Raw genomic sequence first — 17,291 nt, 5'->3', positions numbered from 1 at the left:
GGACGCTCCTGCGGGGCCTACCTCCAAGCCGAAGGATGCTCCTGCCGGGCCTACCTCCAAGCCGAAGGATGCTCCTGCCGGGCCTACCTCCAGGCGGAAGGCCGGCACTGCCACGTCGACCTCCAAGCGGAAGGCCGCCACTGCCGCGCCGACCTCCAAGCGGAGAGTCGCCACTGCCTCCAGACGGAAAGCCGCGACTGCTGGGGCTCCTTCTGAAGCGGACATTTCCGTAGCAGCAGATTCATCCGAATCCGACTCAGAACGCACAGCTCCTGCTAGCACCAACGCCGGCATTTCAGGCGCAGGCGACGGCGAGGCCACCAAGGAGACCCGTCCCGCACCGGCCGGCCGAGAGGGTCCCGCCGAGGTCGCTGCCCCCCTCGCAGCCGACCGAAACACCTCAGAAGACACCGCGCCGACGAGCGCCGCGCCCGCAGATGCCGCCGCTGCGGACGTTGCCGCTGCCGCTGGCGCTGCGGACGTTGCCGCTGCCGCTGCCGCTGCGGACGTTGCCGCTGCCGACGTTGCCGCGAAGGACGACACGCCTGAAACGGTGGCGCCGGTCGATGCAGCGCCACCCGGGCCCGCCGAATTCGATTCCGTGCCAGCCAGTCCCGAGCCAAAGACGGCGGCCGCTCCCGAGCCGGACACGCCCGCCACTCCCGAGCCGGAGGCAGCCGCCGCCACCGAGCCGGCGACACCCCCCGCCACCGAGCCGAAAAAACAGGCCGCTCCCGAGCCGGAGGCAGCCGCCACACCCGAGCCGGAGGCAGCCGCCACACCCGAGCCGGAGGCAGCCGCCACACCCGAGCCGGAGGCAGCCGCCACACCCGAGCCGGAGGCAGCCGCCACACCCGAGCCGGAGGCAGCCGCCACACCCGAGCCGGTCAGGGCGACCCCGGGCGCGGACAGAAGGTCCAACGGCCCGATCCCCAAGACCCGGGCCGGCCGCCTGGTGGCGCGCGTCGACCAGGCCGCCGGCGGTTACGCGGCCGACCTGGCCCTGTACGGCTTCTCCGCCGCCTTCGCGCTGGTCACCGCCCTGTCCTCGACGCTCCTCCCGCACCGGGCCTGGGGTTCCATCGCGGCTTGGGCCTACGCCGACGCGTTCCTGCTGGCCCTGTTGCAGCTGCTGGGTTTCCGCCTGGTCCGCGACCGCCTGGAGGCCACCTCCCGGGCTTGGCGCCTGGTCCGCCTGCTGGTCGGCAACGGCGCCCGCGCCACGCTGACCTGGGTCACCTGGGCCGGCGCGGCCCTGCTCCCGCTGGTCGTTCAGGCGGTGCAGCGGGCCGATGGCCGCACCGATCGCGCCCAGGAGGAGGTGCTGGTGGTGGAGCGCATGGGTGACCGCCTGCTCAACGACGGCACCCCGTATCTGTCCCGGGACGCGATCGCCGCACTGCCCGCTGATGAGCGGCTGATGGGTTACAGCCCGTACCAGCCCGGCATGTCGATTTTCGGTTTGCCCCGGGCCTGGGCGGGCGACGCTTGGTGGACTGACGCCCGCATCTGGTTCGCCCTGTTCACCGTCTTCATTTTGATCACCGCGACGATGCTCCTGCGTCCCCGTACAGGGAAACTCACGACGACCGCCCGGTGGCGCTCGTTCGCCACGGTCCGGGCGCTGCAGGCAGTGACTGTCGTTCCGGTTTGCGCCTTGACCTTGGCCACGGGCGGCGACGACATCCCCGTGCTCGCGCTCTGCCTGCTGGCCCTCGCCTTTGCCGCTACCGGACGTTATGGCTGGGCCGGTCTGGCCGTCGGCGCCGCCGCTGCCTGCAAGCTTTTCGCGCTACCGGTGGTGGCCGTCCTGGCCGTCCTGGCCATGGCTGTGGCCCGCAGCGGCCGGCTTGTCCCCGGCGCGCTGGGGCTGCCCGTCCTGGTGCTGGTCCCGCCGTTCCAGGTCGACCAGGACGCCTTCCTGGAGAACGTCATCCGCTTCCCCTTGGGGCACGGCTTGGTCACCAGCCCCGCCCAGTCCCCGTTCCCCGGCTACCTGATCGCACAGAGCGTGCCCGGCGGTCGTTTCGTCGCGCTCGGTTTACTGGTAGCGGTGGCGGCCGTCATCACGGTGCGCATGTTCTGGTCGCCCCCACGCGATGCGAGCACCGCGGCCTCGATCTGCGGCTGGGGTCTGCTGGCGGCGATCATGCTGATGCCTACCACTCGTTTCGGCTACCTTCTGTATCCGATCGCGTTCCTCGTCTGGGCGGCCGCGCTGCGCCCGGCACTCAGGAAGCACACAGCTACAAGTAGCCCGCTGGATGACACAGCCTTGTACCGTCTGTGAGATGCAGATGACCTGTCCGAAGTGTCACGGCCAGATGCGCGTTTACGAGCGCAGCGGCGTCACGATCGATCAGTGCACCGAGTGCCGGGGGATCTTCCTCGACCGTGGTGAGCTGGAAAAACTGTTCGATGCCGAGTCGTCGTTCAACTCTCGCCAGGGCCCGCCGCCTCCCGGCACCCCGCCCCGGCCGGCCGCCGCCCCTCAGCCGGGTTACGGTCAGCCGCAGCCCGGGGGCTACGCGCCGCCGCCCCCGCCGCCCGCTCCCGGCTACGGCCAGCCGACCCACGGCTACCCGCCGGCCCCGGTCCCGGGTCACGCCCCCGCGGCGTACGGGCATCACGGCCACTATCGGTACGGCCACCACGGCCACTACAACCGCCGTAAGAGCTTCCTGCACAACCTGTTCGACTAGAACAGGCGGCGATGTTGCTGCCCGCCGGCTCCTCGTACGGGAGCCGGCGGTCGACCATGCCCAGGACCGCTCACCAACTGCCGTCGTCGCGCACCCGCCGCGCCGGCCCGTCGCCGGTGAGCAGACCGGTCAGCGCTTCGTCGAGCGTGCTCCCGACGAACCATTCGCCCGCCTGATCGAGCACGAACACCCGGCCCAGTTCGTCGATCGCCACCACCGCGTCGCCGCCCTCGACCCCGATCGGGAAGAGCGGCACCCCGATGACCTCGGCAAACTCCGTGAGCGCGGCCACCGCGTAGGCCCCCGGCACCGGGTCGAGCCGCAGCAACCGGACAGCCCGTCGCAGCCCCGGCCCGCGCCGCGCGCAGCGCACTCCGGGGAAGTCCGCGATCGCCGTCCGCGCCGCCTCGAACGGCCGTAGCCGTCCACCGGAGGCTTCGACGGCCCGCGCGACGGCGTCGTCACCGTTGGACGGCCCGATCCAGCCGCCCCCGGCCAGTGTGCGCGCCACCTCGTACGGGAAACGCCCGGTCACGGGGATGCGATCCGAGCCGTGGCGCCACTCGGAGGCGAACGCCAGGTCCGACCACGGCAGCACGGCCAGGTCCACGAGGACGCCGATGCAGGTCTCGCACGGGCGGCACTCCTGGCCGGCCAGCGGGTCGGCCTGGTCGCGTACGAGATGAGCAGCGAAGGTCGCCCCGGTCAGCCAGGCCCGCGCGTCGTCGAGCCCGATCTCGCTCCCGCGCGCGCGGGAGACGTCGTGCAGTGCGTCGGAGAGGACGATCAGCTCGGCGTGCCGGTCGACGCCGCGCGCGTGGGCCTCCGCTCCGAGCATCTCGAGCCGGTCGATCACCAGTGGGTGGTGGTTGATGTGCTGGTCACCCTTCGCGCCCTGGGCCCGGAACAACCGGTCACCCACCGTGAGGTGCGCAGCCGTCGTCGGGGTGGGCCGCCGCCGGGTCAGACGCAGCAGTGAGATCGTCGGGTCGACCGTCCCGGGCGGCGTGGGACGTCGTTGGCGATAGATGGCGGCGATCTCCTCGGGCGGCACGCCGGGCCACGTCGACAGCACTCCCGTCTCGCGGTCGATCACCGTACGTGCACCGTCGCCCGGCACGGAGCGCACGGTGGACGGTTGCCGCGTCCAGATCACGTAGCCGAGGTCGAACTCGGCGAGCATCGGCTCGCACCCGTATCCGCGCTGCTCGGACTCGTTGCTCGCCCAGCGCGCGGCGACCGCCTCGGCCTCCTCCCGCGTGATCATTTGCCCGCTCCCTCCGGAGAACTGAACCCGATCGCCTGTCGCGACGTTCGCAGATTGAAGTTAACCGAACACGCAAAGTCTCGGTACGGACGAGGGGTGTGGCCCGGTGGCTGTAACGGCGAATCGCGACGCGAATCGGGAACTGCGCGATCGGCTCGCGGAGGTGCACGAACGGTATACCCGCATGCGGTCCGATCTGGACGACCTGCAAAGGCGCCTGGACGCGATCCGGGTCACCGTTGTTTCGGCGGACGGACTCGTCCGCGTGACGGTCGGTCCGCGGGGCCAGCTGATCGATTTGCGGCTGATCCGACGAGCCACTCGGAACATGGACAACGAATACGTTTCCCGGACGATCGTGGCGACCGTCCACAGTGCTGCCCAGCAGGCTGCAGAACGCGTTCAGACTTTGATGGGCGACTATCTCCCGGCTGATTCGGGCGCTCTTCGCTACCTGCGCGACAACAACTTCGGCACATTGCTGGGACGGTCCGACGAGATCGTTCAGGATCTGGCCGGCCGCAATGACAAGTAACCGGCTGCGGCTCGACGCCGACGAGGCTCTCGCGGGTTCGCGCGCCCTGAGCGCGGCCGGTGAGGACCTGGGCGCGCGCCGCAACCGGGCCGGGGCCGAGATAGCCGCGGCCAGCGCGACCACGCCGTGGGGACGCGACAAGTACGGGCAGTCCTTCGAGATGCATTACCGCCCGTTCGAGGAGCAGGTCCTGGAGGCGTGGCAGCGGCTCGCGGCGTACGTGTCCGGACTGGGCGACGCCGCGGCGCAGTCCGTGCACGACAACGTCGGCGCCGACGCGGACACGGCGAGGCGGTTCCGATCATGAGTGTGCTCCCCAGCCCGGTCCCTCATCCGCTCGAGTTCAGCCCGTTCGACGTGCCGGCTTGGGCGTACGAGGCTCTGGAATGGGTTGTCGGTTTCGACTGGCCGGCCGGCAACGAGGTCGCCACCTGGGACGTCGCCGACCGCTGGTTCTCGCTGGCCTCGACGCTGGCCGCGCCCAACGAGGCCGCGATGGCCGCCGCGAACCGGTTCCTGGCCGGCTACGGCGGCGAGGGTGTCACGGCCGAGGGCTTCGAGGACGCGTGGCAGATGGTGGCCGGCGACGAGAACGCCCCGCTGCATGATCTGCTGCGCGTCTCAGGCGAGCTGGGCCGGCTGGTCGAGGGCTGCGGCGCCGACATCGAAGCGGCCAAGCTCGAAGCCTGGATCGAGATCGGCATTTTCCTGGTCGAGCTCGTCGGCATGGCGATCACTGTCACGCTCACGTTGGGCGCCGCCTCGCCGGCCGCGGGCGGGTTGATCGTCGCCACCCGGCTCGCCATCCAGCAGATCTTCAAACGGCTGGTCGAGCAGCTCGGCAAGAAAGCGCTCAAGCAGACCGCCGGCCGTACGATCAAGCAGCTCTCCACCCGCGAAGGCCTGCGCAAACTCGGCCACGGCGCGCTCCGCGAAGGTTTCGACGAGGCACGCGAGGAGGTCGCCACCAACGGCGGCATCCAGCTGTACCAGCAGTCGACGGGCCGCTCGGACGGCTTCGACCTGGACGATCTCGGACGTTCCGCGCTGGCCGGTTTCGCCGGTGGCGCGGGCGCGTCCGCCGCACACGTCGGCTCACACGGCCACGGCGGCATCGTCCGCGGAGCCGGCGGCGAGGTCCTGGCCGAGTTCAGTGCGGCCGCCACGTTCGGCCAGCTGCCCGACGCCGAGGGATTGGCAAAATCCGCCACTTCGGGCGTCGCCGGCTCGGCCGTCCACGGCATGCACAGCCCGATCGATATCGGTCACCTCGACGTGGCCCAGCTGGACGCCCGGCCCGCGTCGTTCGCCGCCGACTTCAACCCCGGTTCCCGTACGCCTTCAAGCGCTGAGCTGACGAGCGGAGTGACGCTGGACGGCTCTGCCGGGCCCACACCCACTCCCCCGGCGTCATCGGTCACCGCCTCGCCCCCGCAGCCCGACGCCCAGCCCACGCTGCCCCTCCATACAGCGCCGCAATCCCCCGACGCGCTCTCGTCTTCGCTTCCGCCATCCGAAACCTCCCCCTCGACGCCGTCCCCCGCCCAGCCCTCTCCCCCTCCTCCTTTTACGCCGTCCCCCGCAGAGCCCTCTGCCCCTCCCTCTCCCGCACCTTCTCCACTTCCATCTCCATCTCCCTCGACACCGTCCCCCTCCCCGGCGTCCCCGTCGCTGCCGTCCCCCTCGCTGCCCGACAACTCCAACGTCCTGGCTTCCACCACGACCTTGGGCTTCGCCGACCCGTCGACCGCGCCGCCGACGGTCGCGCCGCCGGCCGCCACCCCCGCCGCGGCATCTCCGGCACCGGGCCCCTTCATCACTCCCACCGGTCCGCACTTCAACCGTGCCCCCGGTTCCCCGCGCGCCCCGTTCTCCGACCTGGACCGCATCGCCGACGCCCTCGGCCCCCGCGCAGCCATCCCCCGTCCCCGTACTCCCCGCCCCATCGACGCGTCCCTCCCGCGCACCCTCCCCACCACCGCCGCGTCCTCCCCGGCCCCGCAGCCCGAGATCCGCGACGAGCAGGCCTACTTCGGCTACGTGGAGCACGCCCGGCAAACCCACGAACGCAACCGCCGCGAGGAGTACGCCACCTACCTGGACTCCATCGCCGAGGACAACCGGATCAAGATCCTCGACTTGGGCCGCCGGGCCGACGAGGCCGACCGTTCCGGCGTCTCGCTGCGGGCCCGCGAACACCGCCGCCAAGCGTTCGAGTTGAGCGAAATCGTCGCCGAGCTCGACGACCAGATCAGCCGGGTCCGCTCCGGTGAACTGGCCCCCGACCGGGTCGAGGTCGACCCACCCGACTGGGCTCGCATCAACCGCGACGTCGGCAACCTGGCCCCCGGCGGCGTGCGCACCGGCGACGGCTCGGCATTGGACGGTTTCGCCGGCCGCCCACCCATCGACCGCACCCGCCACTACAACGTCACCGGCGGTCTGCGTCCCCCACTGGCCGTCCACCAGGTCGACCTGGAGAACGCCGTCCCCCGCGACGCCGACGGCCGCACATCCCGCCTGCCCGACCCCCGCTCCGGCACCTGGTTCCGCCTGGCCAACGACGGCGGACCCGCAGCCGACCCCACCCGCGGCCTGAACTGCGTGGACGGCGTCCTGTCACTCTTCGACACCTACATCCACGGCCGCCCCCGCGTGGCCGCCCCCCGCACCTTCGACGTCTACGCCAACGGCAACCCCGACCGCCCCCTGGGCGGCGAAACCAACGGCATCAACCGAATCCGCCAGGCCACCGGCGGCGACTTCCAAGGCCTCTGCCCGTACGTGGCCGACGCCGACCCCGCCCTGGCCAAACCCGCCATCGACCTGGCCGTCCAGAACCTGACCAACCATCTGCTGAACACCGGCCACGGCGCCTTCGCGTTCCTCATAACAGACCTCGAAGGCGGCGGCTCCCACTCCTGGGCAGCCCTCAACCAGAACGGCACAGTCCTTTACGTGGACCCCCAGATCGGCCGCATCTCCGAGCAGGTCCCGCTGTACCGCCACCACGGCGTCCCCACCCCGATCAACGTGGTTTCCCTGGAAGCCCTGGTAGTAGACGCCAACGCCGTCCCCACCCCCCTCCCCAACCACGCCCCCGGCAACTGGTCCACCACCCCACCCACCGGAACCACCGACGACGCCGACCGCCAGGCCATCCAGGCGCTGACAGTCGATCAACGGCAGGTGCTGGACATTTCGTTGGCCGAGGCCGAGGCCAAGGCGGTCGAGGCGTCCGCCGACCTCCGCCGAGCGATCCTCCAAGGTCAAGGGTTCAGCACGGATGACCGGCCGCGACTAGTTGACGAACATCATCGGGTGAAGCAACGCGCCTCACTTGCCCGAAAAGTCCTGGGACGGATCAGGTCCGAGGGCCGGACGATTCACGACGCGCTGAATCTGATCAACGACCGTGTGCGTTTCTCGGTACAGGTGTCGAGCAACCGATACGGCGAATCGGTCTCGTCGGTGCTGCGAGGGCTTCAAAGCAAGGGCTACGACGTAACCGACATGGAGAACTACTGGTCAGATCGAGGGCGACACAACGGTCTCAACGTCACGCTGACCGCACCCGACGGATTTGTCTTAGAAGTGCAGTTTCCCACGCAGTCGTCTTTGGACGTTGGTCACGACACCCACGTTCATTACGAGGATGTTCGCCGTGCCGAGCTGGCACCGGAGGTGCGCGTCGAAGCCTTTCTCCAGATCCTGAAGATCAACAAGGAGGAGGGGATCTATAGCGAACTGCCCCGCGGCCTTGACCTCCTCAACGAGTTCGGCAACGGCCCTCGGCAAGTGGACACCTCGCTGGCAGGCTGGCTCGGAAGGAAGCGTCTGGTGCTGGAGGCATATCGCCGGTACCTAGTGTCCAACGGCACATCGTTCGAAGACGTCCTGCGTCGGCACGGCCTCACCCCCGAGGACGTTCCCGGCGCCGCAGAATTGGGGTTGTTCGGTGACTGATCTCAAATTTGGCTACGACGTGCTGCTGACCGATGACGGCACGCCGACGAACATCATCGCCTCTCAGGAGACCCCCGGCTCTCCGTTCCGGGCCGTGCTGTGGAGCGTCCCCGACCGACGGTGGATCTACGCTCCGGCCATCGCCGCAGACATCCTGTACGACGACGATGATGCGCGCCGAACTGAGGCTATCGACCGCACGACAGCCGAACGAATCGCCGCCGAAAACCTGAGGAGCGAATTGCCGTCGGAGGAGACCTTGCTCGTCCTCTTTGCGGAGGGCGAGCGCATGGGCTGGCGTTTCGGCCCGCCGCAAAGGTGATCCGCTAGACGATGGCCATGTCGACGAAGCGGGACAAGTGGAGCTGGGCGGCCACAGTCACCGTGTCGGTGGGGCCGTTTCGGTGCTTGGCCACGATGAAGTCGGCCTCGCCCGCCCGCGGGGACTCCTTGTCGTAGTAGTCGTCGCGGTGCAGCAGGATGACCACGTCGGCGTCCTGCTCGATGGAGCCGGATTCACGCAGGTCGGACAGCTGCGGCCGCTTGTCGGTGCGCTGTTCGGGGCCACGGTTCAGCTGGGACACGCCGATCACGGGACACTCGATCTCCTTGGCCAGCAGCTTGAGGCCACGGGACAGTTCGGAGACCTCCTGCTGCCGGCTCTCGGTGCGTTTCGGCGACGACATCAGCTGGAGGTAGTCGATGACCAGCAGCTTGAGGTTGTTGCGCTGTTTGAGCCGGCGCGCCTTGGCCCGGATCTCCATCAGGTTCATGTTCGGGGTGTCGTCGACGAAGATCGGGGCTTCGCTGATTTCGCCCATGCGGCGGGCCAGTTTGCTCCAGTCGTCGTCGGTGAGCTGGCCGGAGCGCAGCACGTGCAGAGGGACCCGGGCCTCAGCCGAGAGCAGTCGCATGACCATCTCGATCTTGCTCATTTCCAGGGAGAAGATCGCGCTGGCGCAGTTGTGGCGAATGGCCGCGTTGCGGGCGAAGTCCATGCTGGCGGTCGACTTGCCGAGACCGGGACGCCCAGCCACGATGATCAGCTGGCCGGGGTGCAGGCCGTTGAGCAGCCGGTCGAGGTCGGAGAAGCCGGTCGGCACGCCGCTCATCACGCCGCCGGCCGCGCCCACTGCCTCGATCTCGTCGAGCGTGGGCTGCAGCATGTCGCCCAGGGCGGCGTAGTCCTCGCTCACCCGCTTCTCGGTGACGTCGTAGATCGCCTGCTGGGCCAGGTCGACGATGTCGTCCACGTCACGGCCGCCGTTGCCGTTCGCGCCGTAACCCAGCTGGACGATCTTGGTGCCGGCTTCGACGACGCGGCGCAGGATGGCGCGCTCGCCGACGATGCGCGCGTAGTAGGCGGCGTTGGCCGCGGTGGGCACGCTCTCGATCAGGGTGTGCAGATAGGGCACGCCGCCGATGCGTTGCAGATCACCTGAGTCGGCCAGGGAGGCGGCCACGGTCAGGGCGTCGGCCGGCTCGCCCCGCCCGTACAGGTCGAGAATGGTGTCGAAGATCGTGGCGTGGACCGGACGGTAGAAGTCGTTGGTCTTGAGGATCTCGACGACGTCGGCAATGGCGTCTTTGGAGAGCAGCATGCCGCCGAGGACGCCCTGCTCAGCCGCCACATCCTGCGGTGGCGACTTGTCGAAGGCACCGCCGCTGGAGGAGCCACCGCCGCCCGGCCCGTTGCCGCCCGGCCCGCCCCCGGACCCACCAGCCGGTTTGCCCGGTGGCCGCTGCTCGTCGATCGACACCACGGACCCCCTCAGTTCGCCGTCCGCGCACCCCGATCAAACAGCCCGGGTATGACACTTTCGGCTGACCCACCACCATGATCGGCAAAATTCTCCGATCAAGCCCCGCGCTCGCGGCCGACCCACTGTACGAACCGGGCCCCGACCTGCCCAACTGCACCGGTGGACGAGCCTCGGGACAACCTGTGGACATCCCGCCCGATCCTGTGGGTAGCCCTGTGCACAGCCTGTGTATAAGTCCTGGGGACGGCTAAGGTTCAGCCTTGCCGAGCAGGCATTTCGCAGTCCCCACCTGTGGAGGGGAAAAAACACCTGCACAAGTGCGAAAAGGTGCCCGGCGTGAGCAAGCCGTCGCGCGGAGGCGTTGCGGTTCCGACGCGCGGAAGGCACGCTTTTCAGGTGGACCAACGGGAGTGGGACTACGGCGCCCGCATGTCGCGTGAGCGACGAGCGGCCGAGTCGCGTTCCTCCCGCAGCTCGGATTCGTCCGATTTCGGCGATTCTGAGCAGAAATGGTCGGCGCTGACGGACACCGGCAGCATGCAGCCCAGCGCCGAGGCTCTCGATTGGCAGCGCCGGGCCGACGCGTGGGCGCAGCAGTCGGAGCCCGACCCGCATCAGGCTGTGGAGCCGGCTAACCGCTGGTCCGACGCGGCCGAGACGGGCCGTCCCACGTTCCCGGCCGACGGCGTGGGCTGGCGCACCGAGACCGCCGAGTGGCGCGCGACCGGCGCCCGCTGGCGGCAGACCACCGAGTGGCGCTCCACCACCGGCACCCACGTCTGGCGTTCGACGACCGAGGCGTGGCAGACGGGTGGCAACGACTCCTACCCGCCGGCTGCCGAGACGCCGATGGCTCAGCCCGCGCTTTCGAGCACGGCCTGGTCGGACGACTCCCGCGACGATTCCCGCCCGGCCTGGCAGCAGTTCACCGACTCGCCGGACGACTCGGCCCCCCGGAGCCGGTCGCGCGCGAGCGAGACGACCACGCCGTCCTGGCAGCAGCCCTCCCCCCGGACGCCTGCGGAAAGCTCACCGTCGTGGCAGCAGCTGGCCGAGCCCACGCCGCAGCCGTCGTGGAATTCCCGTCCCTCGTGGCAACGGGACGCGATCGAGGGCTCGGCGACCTGGACCGACCTGACCGATCAGCGCTCGGCCGCCGACACCGGCACGAGCTGGCTGCGTTCCGAGGATCAGCGCGACGACGGCCGTCACCTGGTGCGGGAGGACGATCGGGCCGCCTGGCGACGCGATGCGGGCGACCGGTCACCGCAGGTGGGGCGACGTCGCGCTCCGGAGCCGGGTTCCGCTCCTTCCGGGGGTACGGGCTGGTCGAGCGGTCGTTCCGACGCCGACAGCTGGGAGGACACCGGCAACTGGGCGCGCCACACCGACACCGGCAGCATTCAGCTGTACGGCGACACGCCCGCCCCGTCCTCCTCGTCGACGAGCTGGGGCACGGGCACGGGCTTCGGCTCTCGCAACGTGAATCGGCGCGACGAGGCTCGCCCTCAGCCCACCTCGTACGGGGAAAGTCCCGGCTACGAGATGCCACCGGCCCCGCCGTACGAGCCGCCGCCACGCCAGCCGCGCCGCGACGACACCTCGACCTCGCGCGCCCTCCCGCCCGCCTACGACGGCACCTACGACGACGCGCGCCCCCGGTACGCTCCCGAGCCCGATCCGGCCCCGGGTGGCCGCCGCCAGCGCCCGCACCGTTACGCCGACGACGAGCCCGGTTATCCTCGCTCGTCCTACCCGACCAGCGCCGCCGCGGCCTATCCGCCTCCGGTGGCCGAGCCCCGCGCCCCGGAGTCGCGGGCGCCGCGCCGGGCCCGGGCCGAGCCGGACGAGACCGCGACGTTCAGTGCCGTGCCGATGCCGGCGCCGCCGCCGGCTCAGCGCAGTGCCCCGCCGGCCCCGCGCAGCGCACCCCCGTCCGCTCAGCGCAGCGCTCCGCCGACAGCCCCCCGCAGTGCCCCCGCTTCGGCCCCGCGCAGCGCCCCGACCGGCGCTCCCACGGGCCGGGCGAAATACAAGGGCGGCAACGACGACTGGCGCGAGCAGACCGGCTCGTGGGAGGCCGAGCCCGACACCAGCAGCTGGGTCCGCGACCCCGACACCGGCCAGTGGAGCCGCTCCGAGGACGACCCGCGCATCCTGGCCTGGCGCCGCGAGGCCGACCGACGGGAGGCGATGGGTCAAGGCCCGCGCGCCCTGCCCGCCCCACCGTCGGCCGCTCCGGATCAGACTGAGCCGGCCACTGGTGGCTGGCGCAACACGCCGCCGCTGCCCCCGGCCCCCGCGCCGCGCAGCGCGACCCCGTATTCCGACGGTCCGTACGGTTCAGCGCCGACCAGCTCGGCCGCCCCCTATGCCGACGAATCGGCCCGTGGGTACGGTGTGACGCCGTCCAGCGCCGTCCCCCGGCGCGGGCGTGACGACGACCGCTACGACCCGCCTCCGGGCGGTGGCTACGGCGCGGCTCCGACCGGCCGGGGCTACGACGAGCCCACCGGTCGCGTCTATCAGGAGCCCCCGGCCCGCGGTTACCAGGAGCCGCCGACCGGGCGTGGCTATGAGGAGCCGCCGGGCCGCCGTTTCGACGAGCCACCGCCGAGTCGTGGCTATCAGGAGCCGCCCCGGCGGGGTTACGAGGAGCCGCCTCCGGGCCGGGGATATCGCGACGAGCCCGGCAACGCCCCGCGCAGCGGCACGGCGTACGGCAGCGCGTCCGCACCCCCGTACGGTGGCCGGCCCGCTCTTCCGAGTGCCCCGCGCAGCGCGCCCAGCTACGGCGACGACGCGACGACGGTTTATCCCGCCGCCCCGGCCAGTGGCGTGCCCGGTGGCCCGATCAACGGCTGGTCGTCGTCGGCTCCCCGCAGCGGTCCTGGCTATTCGGCCGCGGCCTCCGTGCCGGTCAGCTCCACTCCGAGCTATTCGCCTACGGCCCCGGCCAGCGGCATTCCTCAGGACGACCCGTACGGCGAGTCCTCGCGCTCGGGCCGCCGCCGCGCCGGTGGGGACGCGGTCGACTCGTCCGCGTACGCCGCGGCGCCGCTGAGCCCCGAGGTGTGGCAACCCGGCCCGAGCCGACCGGGACGCCCCGAGGAGGTCGCGCCGTGGACGCTGCGCGACCCGGCCGACACCGGCGCCGCGGCCCCCGACCCGGCGTCGTGGGCGCTCGAGGAACGCCGGGAACGTGCGCGCGGCAGCGCCGTCTACCGCGAGGGCGGCGGCGGGGACTGGCGGCGCGACCTGGCCGATCAGAGCAATCTGGCCGAGGGCGAGTCCCGACGATATGGCACCTCGGATTACGTGCCCTTTCGGGCCGGCGGCTCAGCCGCGGTCCAGGGACAATCAAACTTATCCACCACGTCGACGTCGCTGATCTCGCCGGTGCCGCGGGACGTCTCGGCGATGCCCGCACGCGGCGGGGCAAGCTGGAACGGTCCCTCCGGCGCTTACGAGCGTCGCCCGGTCACCGGGTCCTACCCGACGGTCCGGAAGAGCGATCTGCTCGATCCGGACGATGAGGAGGGCGAACAGGAGTCCGGTGGCCCGCTCGCCGCGGTCGGTTACACCGTCATCTGGTACGGCGTTCCGGTGGTCCTGTTCATCGCCTACATGCTGGTCGTGGGCACCGGCGCCTCCGGCCACGCGCTGTCCACGCTGGCCAAGGCGGCCCCGCAGTTCCTGGTCTCGCTTGTGCTCAGCGTGGTCGTGGCGATCGGCCTGCGCTTCGTCAGCCATTCGTGGAAGGCGATCAGCGTCGGCCTGGCCGCGGCCGTGGTCGGCGGCGGCTTGGCCACCGTGCTGACCTCAGCCATCACCGGCAACAGCCTCAGCTGACGGCGCCCGCCGAGGCCCTCGGACCAGCACGCCCACAGCACGACCGGCTCGCCCGATGCAGTGGGCTGCTGGACCACGAGCCGCCAGTCGCCGTGAGCTCGTCGTCGCCCGACGAACAAAAGGCGCGCCGAGATCTTTTCGATCCCGACGCGCCTCTCGGTGCGTTGCGGTCTTACTTGGCGGCGACGACGTTCACCGGGAACGTCGCGGTCACCTCGGGGTGCAGCTTGACCTGGACGTTGTACGCGCCCGTGGTCTTGATGTGGCCGGGCAGCTCGAGGCGGCGCCGGTCGAGGACCGGACCGCCGGCGGTCTTGACCGCGTCGACGATCTCGGCCGGGGTGATCGAGCCGAACAGCCGGCCGCCGTTGCCGGAGCGGGCGGTCAGCGTCACCTTGAGGCCGGACAGCTGAGCCTTGACCTCGTTGGCCTGGCCCAGGTCACGGATCTCACGGGCGTCACGCGCCCGCTTGATGACCGCGACCTGCTTCTCGGCGCCCTTGGTCCACTGGATCGCGAACCCCTGAGGCAGCAGGTAGTTACGGCCGTAGCCGTTCTTGACCTCGACGATGTCGCCGGGGGTGCCGAGACCCGACACCTCCTGAGTGAGGATGATCTTCATATCGGTGATCCTCCTCAGCGCGCCGTCGCCGTGTACGGCAGAAGCGCCATCTCGCGGGCGTTCTTGACCGCGCGGGCGATCTGCCGCTGCTGCTGGGACGTCACCCCGGTGACCCGGCGGGCACGGATCTTGCCCCGGTCGGAGATGAACTTCCGCAGCAGGGCGGTGTCCTTGTAGTCGATGTAGGTGATCCCGTCCTTGTCGAGCGGGTTCACCTTCTTCTTCGGCTTGCGAAGCGCCGCAGCCTTAGCCATTGCTCTTACTCCTGAACTCAGTAAGCCCTGGGGTCAGTGACCCTGCGGGCTAGAAGGGAGGCTCGTCGTCGAACGAGGAGTTGTTGCCGCCGCCGCCGGAGCGGCCGCCGCTGCTGGAGGCCGGAGCCGCCGTCGCCCACGGGTCGTCGAAGTTGTTTCCTCCGCCGCCACCGTTGCTGGACTGCTGACGGTTTCCACCGCCGCCACCACCGGAGGCGCCGAAGCCGCCGCCCCCGCCACCGCCGGAGCGGTTCATCCGCTGCACCTTGGCCGTGGCATACCGCAGCGACGGGCCGATCTCGTCGACCTCGAGCTCGTAGACGGTGCGCTTCTCGCCCTCGCGCGTCTCGTAGGACCGCTGGCGCAGCCGGCCCTGCACGATCACGCGGGAGCCGCGCTGAAGCGACTCGGCGACGTGCTCGGCGGCGTCACGCCAGATGTTGCACGCAAGGAAGAGTGGCTCGCCGTCTTTCCACTGACCCGACTCACGGTCCATGGTCCGCGGCGTCGAAGCGATGCGGAATTTCGCGACCGCCGCACCCGACGGGGTGAAGCGCAGCTCGGGGTCGTCGGTCAAGTTACCGACGACCGTGATGACGGTTTCTCCTGCCATGATCTTCTCCTCGCCGCTTTGCTCGTTCGGTGGAGGTTCTCAGAACCCCCTGACAAAAACGAGGCTCAGCGGGTCTCGGGCCGGATGACCTTGGTACGCAGGATGGACTCGTTGAGCCGGAGCTGACGGTCCAGCTCGGCCACTGCCTCGGGCGTCGCCTGCAGGTCGACGACCGCGTAGATGCCTTCGGCCTTCTTGTTGATCTCGAACGAGAGCCGGCGACGGCCCCAGACGTCGAGCTTTTCCACCGAGCCACCCGCGGTCCTGATGACATTCAGGTACTGATCGAGCGACGGGCCGACGAGGCGCTCCTCGAGCGAAGGGTCGAGGATCACCATGAGTTCGTAATGACGCAAGACGTTCTCACCTCCTGTGGGCTGAACGGCCACGGTCTCTCCGTGGCAGGAGGTCTTGTGTCGATCGCATGAGAATGCCGTGGGAGCTTGACCCACGGCGGCCGCACTGCGAACCGAGCAAGCATACCCGCGACGGTCGTGGCACCAAAAAGAAGGACCCCGCCGTGATGACGGGGTCCTTCCTGGTGGAGCCGCGGGGCGCCCGATCCGCATTCGCTGGGTGGGACCTGGGGAGGAACGACCACACCGATGAGGTTGGACGCGGACGCCCCGCGGAGCTTGACGTGGAAGAGACTACGCGATTCCCGCCCTATTTGCACGTTGCGACACGATTGACCGAATTGCGGCAACTGTTACTCCGGCCACACAGACGGTGGCGATGAGCGCGAGCAGCCCCAGCGGATTACCGCCCTCGGGAAGCGGCTCCAGCGCGGCCACCGGTTCCGCCGCCGCGACCGGGGTCGGCGCAGCGGGTGGCGCGGCCGGCACGACCGGGGCGACGTCGACCGTCACCGGTGCCGGATCCAGCTGCGGTACGCCCGGGAGCAGGGTCTTCTCGCTGCCCGGGGGCATCCCGGCGAACTCGGGGGCCACGCCGCTCGGCGTGGCGGGCGCGACCTTGGTCCTGGTCCTGGCCCGCGGAGCGGCACCACCGTGGGGCATGGCCTGCGCCGAAGTGGTGGCCGCCTGCGCCGCGGCATCAGTTCGTGGCACGACCGGCTCGCGGGTGTCCGGACGGGTGGTGGCGACCCGGTCCCGAGTCGGGCGCTCGGCCGGCGCGGCCTGGAAGCTCGACGGGGGATCGGAGGAATCGCCGGGACCGCTCGGCGGCAGCGACATCGGCCTCGCGTCGTCCGTGGGAAGAGCCGCGCCGGGGTCGGACGGCGTCGTCGCCGATGCGGATGGCGAGGCGGTGATCAGCACCGGATCCACCTCGTCACCGATCGCGCAGTTGGGCCTGAGCGTCACCGAGGTCGTGCCCCGCCGGAAGATCACCTCGGTCGAGGAGTCGTCCGGCAGCGTGCCCTTGGCGGCCCCGCCGAGCATGAGGTCCGCGGCGTGCCCGGTCGCGTTGACCACCCGGATGGTGCTCTGCGCGGGCACGGTCATCGACTCCACGCTCGGCCGGGACTCGCACGAGATGCCGAACATCCCACCGCCCGAGAACGTCACCTGGCGGGCGCCCGCCGACACCGGGTCCGCGCTGGCCGTCCCGTTCGCCAGCATCGGCGCACCGAAAATCAGACCACCCAGCACGATCGCCGTCACCCGTTGTCGGACCTGCCGCGACATGCACCATCTCCCACTTCGCACCGGCCCCGTGGCCGATATCGGTCAAACGTGATCAATGGAACTAACGA

14 protein-coding genes are annotated in these 17,291 nt (G+C 70.4%); 7 read left to right on the top strand and 7 right to left on the bottom strand.

The window, feature by feature from the left end:
* The first annotated feature begins 928 nt into the window (after nt 1–928).
* Nucleotides 929–2,290: a glycosyltransferase 87 family protein gene (locus BKA14_RS31400; protein ID WP_184957071.1), complete on the top strand. Its 1,362-nt coding sequence runs from the start codon at nt 929–931 to the stop codon at nt 2,288–2,290.
* Nucleotide 2,291: 1 nt separating this feature from the next.
* Entirely contained in the window at nt 2,292–2,702 is a 411-nt protein-coding gene (locus BKA14_RS31395; RefSeq protein ID WP_438861916.1) for a TFIIB-type zinc ribbon-containing protein, read from the top strand.
* 70 nt (nt 2,703–2,772) lie between these two features.
* On the opposite strand, the gene BKA14_RS31390 is transcribed toward BKA14_RS31395, so the two are convergent.
* Nucleotides 2,773–3,969, bottom strand: a complete 1,197-nt coding sequence (locus BKA14_RS31390; protein ID WP_184954383.1) for an SUKH-3 domain-containing protein — start codon at nt 3,967–3,969, stop codon at nt 2,773–2,775.
* Nucleotides 3,970–4,075: 106 nt separating this feature from the next.
* Between BKA14_RS31390 and BKA14_RS31385 the strand changes: the two genes are divergently transcribed.
* From BKA14_RS31385 to BKA14_RS31370, 4 genes are read left to right on the top strand one after another with little or no spacing between them, the layout of a single operon-like run.
* Nucleotides 4,076–4,504 (top strand): YbaB/EbfC family nucleoid-associated protein, encoded by a 429-nt coding sequence (locus BKA14_RS31385; RefSeq protein ID WP_239093149.1) that lies wholly within the window; start codon nt 4,076–4,078, stop codon nt 4,502–4,504.
* The gene (locus BKA14_RS31380) at nt 4,494–4,811 is read left to right on the top strand and encodes a hypothetical protein (protein ID WP_184954382.1); all 318 of its coding nucleotides are present in this window, start codon (nt 4,494–4,496) and stop codon (nt 4,809–4,811) included. Before BKA14_RS31385 ends, BKA14_RS31380 begins: the two co-directional genes overlap by 11 nt.
* Nucleotides 4,808–8,470 carry a toxin glutamine deamidase domain-containing protein gene (locus tag BKA14_RS31375; RefSeq protein WP_184954381.1) on the top strand — a complete coding sequence of 1,221 codons (3,663 nt, stop codon included), beginning with the start codon at nt 4,808–4,810 and terminating at the stop codon, nt 8,468–8,470. Before BKA14_RS31380 ends, BKA14_RS31375 begins: the two co-directional genes overlap by 4 nt.
* Nucleotides 8,463–8,792, top strand: a complete 330-nt coding sequence (locus BKA14_RS31370; RefSeq protein ID WP_184954380.1) for a hypothetical protein — start codon at nt 8,463–8,465, stop codon at nt 8,790–8,792. Before BKA14_RS31375 ends, BKA14_RS31370 begins: the two co-directional genes overlap by 8 nt.
* 4 nt (nt 8,793–8,796) lie before the next feature.
* On the opposite strand, the gene dnaB is transcribed toward BKA14_RS31370, so the two are convergent.
* The gene (dnaB, locus tag BKA14_RS31365) at nt 8,797–10,230 is read right to left on the bottom strand and encodes a replicative DNA helicase (protein WP_184954379.1); all 1,434 of its coding nucleotides are present in this window, start codon (nt 10,228–10,230) and stop codon (nt 8,797–8,799) included.
* Nucleotides 10,231–10,629: 399 nt separating this feature from the next.
* Here dnaB and BKA14_RS31360 point away from each other — a divergent pair, with 399 nt between their 5' ends.
* Entirely contained in the window at nt 10,630–14,085 is a 3,456-nt protein-coding gene (locus BKA14_RS31360; protein WP_184954378.1) for a hypothetical protein, read from the top strand.
* 172 nt (nt 14,086–14,257) lie between these two features.
* On the opposite strand, the gene rplI is transcribed toward BKA14_RS31360, so the two are convergent.
* The 5 genes from rplI to BKA14_RS31335 form a co-directional block, all read right to left on the bottom strand.
* Nucleotides 14,258–14,707: a 50S ribosomal protein L9 gene (rplI, locus tag BKA14_RS31355; protein ID WP_184954377.1), complete on the bottom strand. Its 450-nt coding sequence runs from the start codon at nt 14,705–14,707 to the stop codon at nt 14,258–14,260.
* A 14-nt stretch (nt 14,708–14,721) separates the two neighbouring features.
* Nucleotides 14,722–14,961 (bottom strand): 30S ribosomal protein S18, encoded by a 240-nt coding sequence (gene rpsR, locus BKA14_RS31350; protein ID WP_007073789.1) that lies wholly within the window; start codon nt 14,959–14,961, stop codon nt 14,722–14,724.
* A gap of 49 nt (nt 14,962–15,010) precedes the next feature.
* Entirely contained in the window at nt 15,011–15,574 is a 564-nt protein-coding gene (locus BKA14_RS31345; protein ID WP_184954376.1) for a single-stranded DNA-binding protein, read from the bottom strand.
* A gap of 65 nt (nt 15,575–15,639) precedes the next feature.
* The gene (gene rpsF, locus BKA14_RS31340; RefSeq protein ID WP_133873827.1) at nt 15,640–15,930 is read right to left on the bottom strand and encodes a 30S ribosomal protein S6; all 291 of its coding nucleotides are present in this window, start codon (nt 15,928–15,930) and stop codon (nt 15,640–15,642) included.
* Nucleotides 15,931–16,224: 294 nt separating this feature from the next.
* Entirely contained in the window at nt 16,225–17,223 is a 999-nt protein-coding gene (locus BKA14_RS31335) for a chromosomal replication initiator protein DnaA (protein WP_184954375.1), read from the bottom strand.
* Nucleotides 17,224–17,291: the final 68 nt, after the last annotated feature.

The organism is Paractinoplanes abujensis, from assembly GCF_014204895.1.
Classification (GTDB): Bacteria; Actinomycetota; Actinomycetes; order Mycobacteriales; family Micromonosporaceae; genus Actinoplanes; species Actinoplanes abujensis.
The sequence above is the reverse complement of the archived record's forward strand: the minus strand, read 5'-3'. Positions and strand labels throughout refer to the sequence as shown.

What these genes read in the sequence shown, in the direction of transcription:
- BKA14_RS31395 (WP_438861916.1), top strand. Translation starts at nt 2,292, where the DNA reads ATGCAGATGACCTGTCCGAAGTGTCACGGCCAGATGCGCGTTTACGAG.
- BKA14_RS31390 (WP_184954383.1), bottom strand. Translation starts at nt 3,969, where the DNA reads ATGATCACGCGGGAGGAGGCCGAGGCGGTCGCCGCGCGCTGGGCGAGC.
- BKA14_RS31380 (WP_184954382.1), top strand. Translation starts at nt 4,494, where the DNA reads ATGACAAGTAACCGGCTGCGGCTCGACGCCGACGAGGCTCTCGCGGGT.
- BKA14_RS31375 (WP_184954381.1), top strand. Translation starts at nt 4,808, where the DNA reads ATGAGTGTGCTCCCCAGCCCGGTCCCTCATCCGCTCGAGTTCAGCCCG.
- rplI (WP_184954377.1), bottom strand. Translation starts at nt 14,707, where the DNA reads ATGAAGATCATCCTCACTCAGGAGGTGTCGGGTCTCGGCACCCCCGGC.
- rpsR (WP_007073789.1), bottom strand. Translation starts at nt 14,961, where the DNA reads ATGGCTAAGGCTGCGGCGCTTCGCAAGCCGAAGAAGAAGGTGAACCCG.
- BKA14_RS31345 (WP_184954376.1), bottom strand. Translation starts at nt 15,574, where the DNA reads ATGGCAGGAGAAACCGTCATCACGGTCGTCGGTAACTTGACCGACGAC.
- BKA14_RS31335 (WP_184954375.1), bottom strand. Translation starts at nt 17,223, where the DNA reads ATGTCGCGGCAGGTCCGACAACGGGTGACGGCGATCGTGCTGGGTGGT.